This is a genomic window from Oscillospiraceae bacterium (genome assembly GCA_015068645.1).
Taxonomy (GTDB): domain Bacteria; phylum Bacillota; class Clostridia; order UMGS1840; family UMGS1840; genus SIG452.
In genome coordinates this window covers 45,267-57,750 of the sequence record SVKD01000014.1, presented here as the reverse complement: position 1 = coordinate 57,750, position 12,484 = coordinate 45,267, and the positions used below count along the sequence as shown (strand labels likewise).

10 protein-coding genes are annotated in these 12,484 nt (G+C 42.7%); 4 read left to right on the top strand and 6 right to left on the bottom strand.

Annotation, left to right across the window (positions count from 1 at the left end):
• Positions 1–625: 625 nt before the first annotated feature.
• Positions 626–2,251, bottom strand: a complete 1,626-nt coding sequence (locus tag E7413_07445) for a hypothetical protein (protein ID MBE7019692.1) — start codon at positions 2,249–2,251, stop codon at positions 626–628.
• A gap of 244 nt (positions 2,252–2,495) precedes the next feature.
• On the opposite strand from E7413_07445, the gene E7413_07440 reads away from it, so the two are divergent.
• The 3 genes from E7413_07440 to E7413_07430 all read left to right on the top strand — a co-directional run bounded on the left by E7413_07440 (position 2,496) and on the right by E7413_07430 (position 4,356).
• Positions 2,496–2,930 carry a hypothetical protein gene (locus tag E7413_07440; protein ID MBE7019691.1) on the top strand — a complete coding sequence of 145 codons (435 nt, stop codon included), beginning with the start codon at positions 2,496–2,498 and terminating at the stop codon, positions 2,928–2,930.
• 123 nt (positions 2,931–3,053) lie between these two features.
• Positions 3,054–3,500 carry a winged helix-turn-helix transcriptional regulator gene (locus E7413_07435; protein MBE7019690.1) on the top strand — a complete coding sequence of 149 codons (447 nt, stop codon included), beginning with the start codon at positions 3,054–3,056 and terminating at the stop codon, positions 3,498–3,500.
• A 16-nt stretch (positions 3,501–3,516) separates the two neighbouring features.
• The gene (locus E7413_07430; protein ID MBE7019689.1) at positions 3,517–4,356 is read left to right on the top strand and encodes a DegV family protein; all 840 of its coding nucleotides are present in this window, start codon (positions 3,517–3,519) and stop codon (positions 4,354–4,356) included.
• Between the two features lie 69 nt (positions 4,357–4,425).
• Here the strand turns inward: E7413_07430 and E7413_07425 are convergent, their stop codons facing one another.
• From E7413_07425 to E7413_07405, 5 genes are all read right to left on the bottom strand, one after another.
• The gene (locus E7413_07425; GenBank protein ID MBE7019688.1) at positions 4,426–6,138 is read right to left on the bottom strand and encodes a hypothetical protein; all 1,713 of its coding nucleotides are present in this window, start codon (positions 6,136–6,138) and stop codon (positions 4,426–4,428) included.
• A 21-nt stretch (positions 6,139–6,159) separates the two neighbouring features.
• Positions 6,160–7,641 carry a hypothetical protein gene (locus E7413_07420; GenBank protein ID MBE7019687.1) on the bottom strand — a complete coding sequence of 494 codons (1,482 nt, stop codon included), beginning with the start codon at positions 7,639–7,641 and terminating at the stop codon, positions 6,160–6,162.
• Between the two features lie 46 nt (positions 7,642–7,687).
• Positions 7,688–9,169 (bottom strand): hypothetical protein, encoded by a 1,482-nt coding sequence (locus E7413_07415; GenBank protein ID MBE7019686.1) that lies wholly within the window; start codon positions 9,167–9,169, stop codon positions 7,688–7,690.
• Between the two features lie 15 nt (positions 9,170–9,184).
• Complete coding sequence (gene rsmG / locus E7413_07410; GenBank protein ID MBE7019685.1) at positions 9,185–9,889, bottom strand: 16S rRNA (guanine(527)-N(7))-methyltransferase RsmG; 705 nt, start codon at positions 9,887–9,889, stop codon at positions 9,185–9,187.
• A gap of 132 nt (positions 9,890–10,021) precedes the next feature.
• Complete coding sequence (locus tag E7413_07405) at positions 10,022–10,996, bottom strand: RluA family pseudouridine synthase (GenBank protein ID MBE7019684.1); 975 nt, start codon at positions 10,994–10,996, stop codon at positions 10,022–10,024.
• Positions 10,997–11,279: 283 nt separating this feature from the next.
• On the opposite strand from E7413_07405, the gene pgk reads away from it, so the two are divergent.
• Entirely contained in the window at positions 11,280–12,461 is a 1,182-nt protein-coding gene (gene pgk / locus E7413_07400; GenBank protein MBE7019683.1) for a phosphoglycerate kinase, read from the top strand.
• The last annotated feature ends 23 nt before the right edge of the window (positions 12,462–12,484 follow it).

The window sequence follows — 12,484 nt, the reverse complement described above, 5'->3', positions numbered from 1 at the left end:
GCACGTGAGCGGCTGCCTGTAATTGTAATGCGGTGTCAAGCCTTCAATGCCCCTTTGAGGGGTTAAGCCTGTAATAGCCCCTTCTAGGGGCTGGTCAAACCACTAGTTTACTAGTGGTTATGATTTATGAGAAACGGAAGTTATGAGACCGACGAGCGTGGCTCGTTGGGCAATGGTCACGAACGCCGCGAGGCGGTCCGAGAGAGTGACCATTGGTGCAGCGGTCAAAACTGCGTCGAGCGAGCAGCGAAGCGTTGGCAGTTTTGGGCACCGCAAACCGGCACGAAGTGATAACCCGAAGGTCGGTGGTTCAAATCCGCCTCCCGCAACCAAAAAATCCTCATACGAAAGTATGGGGATTTTTACTTTTTACCTATTTCTTCTTCACTCTTCCCTAAAAAATGGTTGTAAGGATTTTTTGTAGGTAATAAGTAATAGTGAATAGGGAAGAAGTTTATGTGGCTTTGCTTAGGCAAGGCTCACATATCATTATAAGAAACGAACCTACATAAAAATAATCGGGTTATGAGACAGACGAGCGTGGCAGTCTCGCATATTTTATAATGAATATCGGCAACAAAAAAGCATCCGAAAGGATGCTTTTTTGATTGTGTTTTATTTGATATTACATGCCGGAGTTGGCGATGGTATCCACCACGTTCATGCCCTCAATGACTTTACCGAAAGCTGCATATTCGCCGTCTAAGTGAGGCGCATCTGCATGCATAATAAAGAACTGACTGCCTGCAGAATCAGGATCCATTGCTCTTGCCATAGACAGAACGCCACGGGTATGTTTCAGGTCGTTTTTCACGCCGTTGGAGGAAAATTCACCTTTGATGGTGTAGCCGGGTCCACCGGTACCGTTGCCAACGGGACAGCCACCCTGAATCACAAAGCCGGGAATGTTTCTGTGGAAGGTTAAACCGTCATAGAAGCCTTTTTCAATTAAGGAAATAAAGTTTTCCACAGTGATGGGAGCCACATCGGGATACAGCTCTGCTTTAATGATTCCGCCGTTTTCCATTTCGATGGTCACGATGGGTTTGTTGGCATCGGTTTTATCCACGGTAACAGTTTTCATGGTAACTTGTGCCATCGGATTCGGAAGAGAAACTGCTTTGATAAAAGCTCCTTCATCTCCTTCTTCCCCTGAGATCAATCGGTCGCCGTCTATGATCAGGGTAATAGAGTCGCCATTACCACTCGGGGGTACCAGCGTAATGGTGTTTCCTCTTTGATACCAGGTTATATGTGCTGTATCATATCCGTCTGAGATAGAAGCTTTATAGTTTTCCTTTAAGATGAGAGTGAATCTTTCAGTGGAGGCGGGGTCAGGGTTTACCATAACATAGGTTCCCACAACATTGTTGCTTTCTGCGAGTTGTGTTCCCAGGTAAACGGTGCTGTTGGTATCATCCCAGCCAACTTCTTTTCCAAAAGCATTGGCAACTGCTCTTACGGGCAGATAGGTGGTGCCGTCCATAATAAAGGGTTCCACGTAGTTGCCGTTGGCATCAGTGGGGGTGATTTCGTTGCCGTCTACTACGATTTTAATATCTCTGTATGCAAGTTCCTTCTGCACATTGGCATTTGGTCCAGAAGTGGTTTCTTTCGGTTCGGCAGGTTGGGTGATAATATAGCCGGTTTTGATAAAAGTCATAACGATACTGTCTGTTTCACCTTTTAACTGATTACCTTCCATAGTTAGAACAAAAGGTTTGGATACAAAAGGAGAGGTTAAGGTAATGTTGTTTCCATCCTTGGTCCAGAAAACGGGAACCTGAGCCATTTCAGGACCGTAGTCACCTGTGCCGTCTGCTCTTAAGGTTAACAGTTGTATGATGTCATTTGTTAGTTCAATAGGTTGACCGTTTGTTTCGGCTGTTATCAGTGTGTAATTCCCCACAATATCAATGTTTTCTGAAGGTTGTTCCCCAATATAAACGGTGGCGGTGTCGCCGTCCCAGGAAACTTCTTTCCCAAGGGCATTGCTGATTGCTCTTACGGGAAGATAAGTGGTGCCGTCCATAATAAAAGGTTCCACGTAGTTGCCGTTGGCATCGGTGGGGGTGATTTCGTTACCGTCTATCACAATGTTAATGTTGCGGTAGGTGATATCTTTTGGAATGGTTTCGTTTGCTGCAAATGCAGTTGTGGAAGAAATAACTGCACCAAGGGTGAGTCCGATCAAAAGGCCTTTGAGTTTCTGTTTCATAAAAACAACTCCTTTCATAAACAAGTATAGCATAACGGCAATTTGTTGTCAAGCAAAGTGTGTTTTTGGGAACACTTGGCAGGATGAGATGAAAAAATACTGCTATGAACAATATATACGGAGAAGGAAAAGAGCAGATTTATATTTCCGATTCCCCTTATAAAACAGAAAAAATGCGCCTACCGAAGCAGATGCATAAAAAAGTGCAATTGTTTTTTTCTAGGAAGAATAAAAAATTTATTCTGTGGAATACTCCATAAAAAAAGGTTGTGAGAACATGGTAGAACAAGATACCATAAAACTTCTTCGGGAATGTGATGCAGGAGTGAAAATGGGGATTTCTTCGCTGGCGGATGTGCTTCCTTTGGTGGGGGACGGGGAATTGAAAACCCTGTTGGAGCAGTGTAAAAAACGTCACGAAGAATTGGAAAGCGATTTGGAAAAGCTGTTGGACAAATATCAGGATGACGGAAAGGATCCTGCTTTTGTTGCAAAAGGAATGTCCTGGCTAAAAACCAATGTGAAGCTGATGATGAACGCTTCTGATCAAACCATCGCAGATTTGATGACCGACGGTTGTAATATGGGGGTAAAATCTCTTCATATGTATCTCAATCAGTATCGGGCGGCAGATGAGGAATCCAAAAGAATCACCAAGCGACTCATTGATTTGGAGGAAACACTGGCAATGGACATCCGCAAATTTTTATGATTCTTATAAAATTTTGAAAATAGTGGAAGAAATTAGCGTATAGATGTTGACATTTCAATTTTAGTATGCTAGAATAGACTTGTTGAAAAATCAACAAGTCTATTTTTGTGAGGCGACAATCTTATGATCGGACGTTTTGAAATTTTTTCATTGGGTTTGGCACAACTTACTTCCTCTTGGAATAAAATCGCCAATGAAGAGTTGAAAAGCCTTGGATTAAAGGGCAGAGCAGCGGTATATATGATTGCTCTCTATAAAAGTAAAGAAGGGCTTACCTGCACCAATCTTTGTGAGATTTGTCATCGGGACAAAGCAGAGGCTTCCCGTGTAATTTCCGAGATGGAGAAAAAAGGTTTGGTGGTAAGAGAGATGGAAAACGGAAGCGCTTATCGCGCAAAAATCCGTTTGACCGAAGAAGGGAAAAAAGCCACATATGAACTCAGAGAACGTATTAAATTAGCCGTAGAAAAGGGCGGCAGCGGTCTTAGCGACGAAGAGCGTGAACATTTTTACTATGCCTTGCAGGTGATTGCCAAAAATCTGCAGGCAATCAGTAAAGAAGGATTGTAAGATAGGAGAAATTGTTATGAAAACAAGAATTATTATTGATTCCACCGCCAATTTAATGGCAGATCGCAGAGCGATGACCACCGTAATTCCTTTGACCGTTCGTTTTGGTGAAGAAGAATTTATTGATGGCGTAACAATTACCAACGAAGAATTTTATAAAAGATTAGAAACCGTGGAAACTCTTCCTACCACTTCTCAGGTAACTCCTGAAGCCTTTCGGGATGAGTTTCAGAAAGTTACTGATGCAGGAGACGAAGCTGTGGTAATTACTGTGGCATCAGGTCTTTCCGGCACCTGCCAGAGTGCTCATATTGCGTCCAAAGAATTCGACAATATTTACTTAGTAGATTCCGGTAATGTTGCAGTTGGCTCCGGCGTTATGGTTGAATATGCTCTTCGTTTGGTAGAAGAAGGAAAATCTGCCAAAGAAATCAAAGATATTTTGGATTCCATCAAAGATAAATTATATATCATTGCGATGGTAGACACCTTAAAATACTTAAAAATGGGTGGCAGAATTTCCGGCGTGGTATCCTTGGTGGGCGGTTTATTAAATATTAAACCCATCGTAAAAGTATATGACGGTGCCATTCATCAGATTTCTAAAGCAAGAGGTGCGAAACTGGGGAATCAGGCACTGATTGAAGAAATTAAAAAAGTGGGTGAAATTGATTACACCAAACCTGTGTTATTCGGACATAGCGGTCAGAGTGACGAAGGGGTAAAATTATTCTTGGAACAGACCAAAGATTTTTGGAAAGACGGCAACGCTCCCAAAGAATCCATCTTAATGGGCAGCACCATCGGTACCCACGCAGGCCCCGGCATTGTTGCCATTGCATTTTTTTCAAAATAATTGATTTGATATAAAAAAATATCCACTCGCATAGCGGGTGGATATTTTTTTAAATGTATTTTGTTGTGTTTAGTTATAGTGTTTGTCTAAGGTTAAGAAAATATCCATTACTGCGTCTAACTCGCTCTTTTTGTTCTTTTTGAGCCAGTCTTCCGAGAATTTTTCCAGCCAAGCTTTGGTATCGGATTTTCTTTCGATGGCGTATCCTGCCGCTTTGGCAAGAAGTTCGTCCATCACCATAATACCTTCTGCGGAGATGACCATCTGTTTGCGGAATTCATCCTGCTTCCAGCTCTGTTTGGATAATTCGTCCATCACATTTTTGCAGATGGTTCTGATTTCTTCCACACGTTCGGGAGAGGGAGCGTCAAACAGACGTTTTTTGGTGTATAAAATGTTGGAATAAGCGTTTGCCACAAAGGTGAAACGTAAATCTTTCTGACAGTCACTTAAGGTTCTTAAGTAGTGATAACCTTTTTCATTTTCGTAAAGCAAATGGTTCACATCTGCTTTAAATTCGTCGGTGGGTTCGGTAGCAACGGTCCAGCCTTTTGCACCGCCCAACACCATACCGTAAAGAGCCAGTTCGATGGTGCAGGGGTTTCCGAAGTCGCCCCAGTTGGTGTTTAACACACCGTCAGCACCGTGGCGGTAACCTGCGTTAATCATATTGCAGATGTTGCCTTCTTCTTTTTCCACCCATTCCACAACGCCTTCCCAGCTCCAGGTAGCAGGACAAACGATTTGGGGTTTTTGCATTTTTTCAAAGAGCTCAATATCGTTTTCGTGGATTTCGGGTTCATACCACCAGTTTAAGTATTCAATACCATCGGCAGGTAATTCGGAAATCACTTCGGGGTGATGGAGCAGAATATCTGCCCACATCATCACGGTTTTGCCTTTGGACTGCAGGTAATTTACCAGTTTCTTTACAAACTCAATGTAAAGATTTCCTGCATTGCCATTCCAGTGACGGCCAATCTGCAAGTCAAAGGTTTCGTCGCAACAGATATTGAATTTGTTACTGCGGAATAAGGGCATATATTGGTCGATTAAGCTTTTAATCAGCTCAAAGCTTTCGGGGTTAGTGGGGTCAATGGTGTGATGCGCCATTCGTTCCCACCAGGTCATATATTCCTGCTCGAAAGTGTCTAATTCTCTTAAATGCTGATATTCGGGCTGTTGCAATAGTTCATATAAGTGACCAAAGCAGGATAAGGAGGGAATAAACTCAATAAAGTTTTCCCAGCAGTAGTCATCAAGTTCTTTGATTTCTTCTGCGGTAAAGTAACCTGTTTTTTCTTTGGTGCCTGCATATTCTTTGAAATCAAAGGAATGCTCCACATAAAACTGCAGAGAGTTTAATTTGTAGTATGCCATCTGGTCAATCAATGTTTTTAAGGTTTCCACTTTGGGCACTTTGCCTCGGGTGGTGTCGTGATAGAACCCGCGGTATCCCATATCGGGAGCATCGGAAATGGTTAATTCGTTGATGCTATCATGGGTGAAAATCTGACGTAAAGTCTGAATACCGTAGAAAGCAGCCTGAGCACTTTCACCGATAATTTCAGCCTTTTCGTTGGTTAAGGTTAAGGTGTAACCTTCGGTGCCTTTTTCTTCATAAGAAATATAGAGGGGAATTCCACCTTCTGCCAAAGGCAGTTTTTCTGCAGCTTTTTGGAGTCTTGCATCGGCTAATGCACAAGCCAAAGAGAGCTCTTTCTTTTTCAAAATAACGGGAATTTCCACCAGAGTTTTCGGGGTGGGTATTAAATGAAGCATGGTTTTTCTCCTTTTTTTGGATTACTCAAATTTATAAGAATAAATATCTGCACTGCGCATGGTGAATCTTAAACGGATTACTTTGCCCTGCAGGGATGACACATCTTTGGAATCGCCAAAATACACGGTTCTGTCCGTAGTGTTACCAAATAATTCACAGCTATGCCAGCCTTCTAAGGGCTTGTTGTTGGCGTCTAACACATCCACATAAATCCAGCCAAGTGCGGAGGTGGAGAAGTTTAAGTGGAGTTCGTTACCTGTAAATAAGATGGATTTGGTGGTAACTTGTTTCACATCATAATCTGCGTGGTAGGAAGCAAAGCCGTCTAAACGGATACAATGACGGTACAAGTTTGCCGGGAGCCCGGGACGCGCAAATTCCTGCACAAAGAAAGAAAGTTCGTTTCCTTCCCAGGGTTCGGGCATTTTGGTTTCAATAAAGGGATAAACGGGGGTGGAAAAATCACCATAGGACCAGTTATAGGGATGTTCTTCTTCCCGTTCTAAAAACATTTCGTCATAACGTTTCCAGTTCATCCCGTCACGGGAACACATAAACAGACAGTCGGTGATAGCGGTACCCATTCTTAATTCTTTGGTTTCGGCACGATCCCAGCGGAGACGTTTTCCTTCTTCGCCACCCATCTGCTCAAAGTTTTTGCCTAAAGAGGTTCGTTCCACATAGCGCATGGGGAACCCGATAAACATATGGGGCGCTCTGGGGTATTTCATAATTTCGTTGGTATAAAGCTGATATTCTTCGCTTTCGCCATAGTTTAACAGCACCGGCTCTGACCAGTTTTTAAAATCGGTGGAGTGCATATATTTGATGTCTCGCACTCTATCTTTCATAAACACACGGATAAAGCAGTGATATTTTTGGTCTTCTTTATCCCACCATGCCACGTTCTGACTGTCAAATCCGCCACGGACTGCAGTGTCGGAATCCATTACCAAAAAGCTTCGTTTAAAATGGATGCCGTCGGGAGAAGTGTAGCACCACATTTCACGTTGGCTCAGCCAATGGGTACGGTTGTGCTTGTGGTAATCGTAGCAGAGTGCAATGGCTTTGTATTTTTCTTCGGGTAAGCAAGCGGGATTTTCGTCAATAAACACGAAGAAGTTATCAAAGGGTTCGCCGTAGTCATCGTTATTGGAGTTTACCAAAATAATATTGTTGTCGGTGCTGCCCTCGTATTCGTGAAGACCAACGTTGGGACGGGTCCAGTTGACATAGTCGGTGGATTCCATCATACAAACAATACGGGTACCCACTGCCCCGTGCATATTGGGGCGGGATGCAACGTAATACATACGGTAGATGTCGCCGTCTTTTACGGTCATGGGATAAGCCACGCCTGCTGCTTCCCAGGGAGCATCAAAGGCAAGTGCAAATTCTTTTTTCACAGGGTGATGCAGTTTTAATTCTGCGGTGGTGTGTTCGGGAATAATCATGGAATCATCCCAAAAAACTTCTCGTCTGTTTTTGATGTCAATAAACATAGTGTGTCCCTTTCTTTTGTCTTGTTAGGTATAGTAATTTGATCAGTTATTCAAATTTGTAGGAGTAAATGTCTGCCTGACGCATGGTAAAGCGCAGACGGATGACTTTGCCCTGTAAGGACGATACGTCTTTGGAATCACCAAAATATACGGTTCTGTCGGTGGTGTTGCCAAATAATTCACAGCTGTGCCAACCTTCTAAGGGTTTGTTGTTGGCATCCAGCACATCCACGTAAATCCAGCCTAAAGCGGAGGTGGAGAAGTTCAAGTGGAGCTCATTTCCCGTAAACAGAATGGATTTGGTGGTAACCTGTTTCACGTCATAGTCTGCATGGTAAGATGCAAAACCGTCCAAACGGATCGAATGACGGTATAATTTATGAGGATTGGGAGAGAAGGAACCCTCGGGTACATAGAAGGAGATTTCCTTGCCATCCCAGGGGGCAGGCATATCGGTTTCTAAGAAAGGATACATAGGGCAACTGTAGTCCCCGTATGCCCAGTTATGGGTATGTTCCTGCTGCAGAGGGAAGAACATATCGTCATAGCGTTTCCAGTTTAAACCGTCACGGGAACACATAAAGATACCTTCCGTCACAGCGGTACCGATGCGAAGGGATAAATTTTCGGCACGTTCTTTTCGTAAACGAGCCCCTTCTTCGCCGTTCATCTGCTCAAAGTTTTTGCCCAAAGACGGTCTTTCAATATACCGTTCGGGGAACCCGATAAACATGTGAGGTGCACGGTAATATTTCATAATGTGATTGGTGTATAATTCGTATTCTTCGCTTTCGCCGTAGTTTAAAAGGATGGGTTCGGACCAGTTTTGAAAATCAGTAGATTCCATATACTTGATGTCACGAACTCTGTCTTTCATAAACACACGCACAAAGCAATGGTATTTGTTGTCGTCTTTGTCCCACCAAGCGGTATTGATGCTGTCAAATCCGCCTCTGCCCACAAAGTCGGAATCCACCACCAAGCGGTTTCTTGTAAAATGGATGCCGTCGGCAGAAGTGTATAACCACAGTTCACGGGGGCTTAACCAGTGAATGTGTTCTTTTTCCTCTAAGTTGCGGCAAAGAGCCAGGGCTTTAAACTTTTCTTCCGGCTTACAATCGGGATTTTCGTCAATAAACACAAAGAAGTTATCAAAGGGTTCTTCTAAGGTTTCGCTTTTTTGAGCCACCAAAATAATGTTGTTTTCTTTGCTTCCGTTGCATTCGTGCAGACCTAAGTTGGGACGGGTCCAGGTTCTGCCATCATAAGATTCCATCATACAAACCACACGGGTGGAATACACGCCGAAGGTTTCAGGAACTTCACACACATAATACATTCGGAATAAGTCGCCGTCTTTTACGGTGATTGCATAGCCAACCCCTGCGGTTTCCCAGGGTGCATCAAAGGTGAGAATGTGTTCTTTTTTTACGGGGTTATGTAGTTTCAGCTCTGCGGTGGTATGTTCGGGAATAATCATAGAATCTTCCCAGAACACTTCTCGTCTGTTTTTAATATCAATAAACATAATAGTAGTCCTTTCTTATAGCGGTTGCTTAATGGGTTTTGGGGCGTTTCGGGGGTATTTTGGCAAGGTTTTTGCCAGCTTTTTTATCACCACGATGTTTCGTTTGTCTTCCGAGTGGGGAAGAGTAAAGGAAAGTACCGTTTCAATTTCGGCATTCAGTTCTTTTAATGCCTTTTTGGAAGCGGCAATTTCCTCTTCCACACTGGAACCTTTTAAAGCAATAAAATATCCGCCCACCTTCACAAAGGGGATACACAGTTCAATCAGCGAGGGAAGAGAGGAAACTGCTCTTGCAGTGGCAATATCAAACTGTTCTCTTAAGTCGGGATTTTTGCCACCGTCTTCTCCGCGGGAGTGAACGGTGTGGATGTCGGTAAGGTTTAATTCCTTGATGACTTCATTCTGGAACAGCACCCTTTTATTTAACGAATCCAGTAAAGTGACGTCTAAATCGGGACGTGCGATTTTTAACGGAAAGGAGGGGAATCCTGCACCGCATCCGATATCAATCATCGAACCTTGCACCTTTCCTGTTTCCAAAATGGTCAGGCTGTCGATGAAATGCTTGAGTTCAATTTCATCGGGTTCGGTAATGGCGGTCAAATTGATTTTTTCGTTCCATTCTCTGAGCAAATCTGAGAACTTCTGAAAACGATTCATCATTTCGTCCGTCGGGGTGATATTTTGCTTTGTTAAATAATCCTGTAAGCGTTCTAACATTTTTTGGTAATTCCTTTCGGAAAGTTCATATTGTAGGGGACGACCTCCCGGGCGTCCCGTAGGTTACATCAGCGGGCTGTCGGGGACGTCAGCCTCTACATTCCTATGCTGAAGGTGAAAAATCATCAAAGATTATTTTTTTAGTCCTTCCCATTCCATAAAGGGAATTTTATCAATCTCAAAAATCCGTCCGTTCAAATAGTAAAGCGGATTTTCCTTGTCTTTTAGGGTGAAACGGAACCGATAGGCATAAAGATACTGATATTTGGCGTTGAACTTTTTGTTGGTTTCGTTTCTGCCGTACTTTCCGTCTCCGATTAAGGGATGTCCGATATGGGCAAAATGGGCACGAATCTGATGGGTTCTGCCCGTGATTAAGTGAACTTCCACCAAAGACACGGGGCAATTATGTAAGTTGGTTTCTTTTAGCACCCGATATCTGGTAATCATTTCCTTGTAGCCGTCTTTTTTATGATCAGACACAAAGACTTGTTTTTTCACTTCGTCTTTATAGTGATAAGCAGTCATAGTGGCTTCTTTCTTTTTTAGAAAACCGTTGACCAAGCATAAGTATTTTTTCTCGGTTTCATTTTGCTTGATGGCTTCATTCACTGCTCTTAGTGCCACTGCATTTTTTGCAGCAATCACAATGCCGCCCGTGTTTCGGTCGATGCGGTTGCAAAGGGCAGGGCGGAAGGAGAGCTCCTCGTCGGGGTTATACTCACCTTTTTGGTATAAGTAGGAGAGAATGTGAGAAATTAAAGTATTGAAATTTTCCTTCTCGTCGGTATGTACCACAACCCCCACTTTTTTGTGCAGAAGCATAATATTTTCATCTTCATACACAATATCTAAGTCAGGTTTGATTTTTAAGAAAGAATTTTCGTTTTCCTCGGCATCAAAAAACAGCTCGTCATTCACGTAGAATTCCAGCACGTCTCCCTCAGTTAATTTATAGGAGATTTCTTCCTTTTTGCCGTTCACTTTAATCCGTTTTTTGCGAAGGTATTTATAGATCAGCGAATCGGGAGCAAATTTCAGCACTTTTTTGATGAATTTATCAAGTCGTAAGCCCGCATCATTGCGGTTAACGGTGAATTTTCTCATAGCATCCTCGTATTGATTACATAGTTGGTTTTATTATAACAGATTTTCCCAAAAAAATCAATAGAAAAGGTGTAAAAATACACGCTGTTTTTTCGGGACTTTTGTATAATTTTTCTGTCCCGAAACCAAAATATTGATAAAATGGTAACAAAATTTTAAAAAATTAAAATTTCCACTTGAAAATTATAAAAAAATGTAGTAATATAGTATATGGCAGATTTTGTCTGCTTGTTTGGAATGCATAAAAATTTATATTATATAAGACAGAAGGAGACACACTCTCATGAAAAAGACTATCGAAGATATTCAGGTAGCAGGCAAAAAAGTCCTGGTTCGTTGTGACTTTAACGTTCCCCTGGATGAAAACAAAAATATCACCGACGAAAACAGAATCAACGGTGCATTACCCACCATCAAATACTTAATGGGTCAGGGCGCAAAAGTAATTCTGTGCTCTCACATGGGCAGACCCAAGGGCGAATTCAATATGAAATATAGCTTAGCTCCCGTTACCAAAAGATTATCCGAAATCTTAGGCAAAGAAGTAAAATTAGCTGAAGATGTTATTGGCGACAGCGCAAAAGCATTAGTAGCTGATATGAAAGACGGCGACGTAATCTGCTTAGAAAACGTTCGTTTCCATAAAGAAGAAGAAAAGAACGATCCCGAATTTGCAAAAGCATTGGCTTCTTTAGCAGAAGTTTATGTAAACGATGCATTCGGTACCGCACACAGAGCACACGCTTCCACCGCAGGTGTTGCTGATTACTTACCTGCAGTTTGCGGTTACCTGATTCAGAAAGAAATCGACATCATGGGTAAAGCATTATCCAACCCCGAAAGACCTTTCGTTGCAATTTTAGGCGGTGCAAAAGTTTCCGATAAAATCGGCGTGATCAACAACCTGATTGAAAAAGTTGATTCCTTAATCATCGGCGGCGGTATGGCATACACCTTCTTAAAAGCACAGGGCTATGAAATCGGTAAATCCATCTGCGAAAACGATAAATTAGACTTAGCAAAAGAACTGCTGGCAAAAGCAGAAGCAAAAAATGTAAAAATGTATCTGCCTGTTGACACCGTTGTTGCAGACGGCTTCTCCAACGATGCAAACTTCAAAACCGTTGATTCCAAAGCAATTCCCGCTGACTGGGAAGGTTTGGACATCGGTGAAAAAACCATCGCATTATTCTCCGACGTTGTAAAAAATGCAAAAACCGTTATCTGGAACGGACCTATGGGCGTATTTGAAATGTCCAACTTTGCAAAAGGTACCATCTCCGTGGCAGAAGCAATTGCAGCGAGCGATTCCATCTCCATCATCGGCGGTGGTGACTCTGCAGCAGCTGTGGAACAGTTTGGCTTCGGCGATAAAGTTACCCACATCTCTACCGGTGGCGGCGCTTCCTTAGAATTCTTGGAAGGTATCGTTCTGCCCGGTATCGATTGCTTAAACGATAAATAAGGTACTGCGTACAGCATAATTTT

Bases quoted from the DNA above. Each gene is read 5' to 3' on its own strand.
- rsmG (MBE7019685.1), bottom strand. From the start codon at position 9,889: ATGTTAGAACGCTTACAGGATTATTTAACAAAGCAAAATATCACCCCG.
- E7413_07430 (MBE7019689.1), top strand. From the start codon at position 3,517: ATGAAAACAAGAATTATTATTGATTCCACCGCCAATTTAATGGCAGAT.
- E7413_07415 (MBE7019686.1), bottom strand. From the start codon at position 9,169: ATGTTTATTGATATTAAAAACAGACGAGAAGTGTTCTGGGAAGATTCT.
- E7413_07435 (MBE7019690.1), top strand. From the start codon at position 3,054: ATGATCGGACGTTTTGAAATTTTTTCATTGGGTTTGGCACAACTTACT.
- E7413_07405 (MBE7019684.1), bottom strand. From the start codon at position 10,996: ATGAGAAAATTCACCGTTAACCGCAATGATGCGGGCTTACGACTTGAT.
- E7413_07445 (MBE7019692.1), bottom strand. From the start codon at position 2,251: ATGCTATACTTGTTTATGAAAGGAGTTGTTTTTATGAAACAGAAACTC.
- E7413_07425 (MBE7019688.1), bottom strand. From the start codon at position 6,138: ATGCTTCATTTAATACCCACCCCGAAAACTCTGGTGGAAATTCCCGTT.
- E7413_07440 (MBE7019691.1), top strand. From the start codon at position 2,496: ATGGTAGAACAAGATACCATAAAACTTCTTCGGGAATGTGATGCAGGA.
- pgk (MBE7019683.1), top strand. From the start codon at position 11,280: ATGAAAAAGACTATCGAAGATATTCAGGTAGCAGGCAAAAAAGTCCTG.
- E7413_07420 (MBE7019687.1), bottom strand. From the start codon at position 7,641: ATGTTTATTGACATCAAAAACAGACGAGAAGTTTTTTGGGATGATTCC.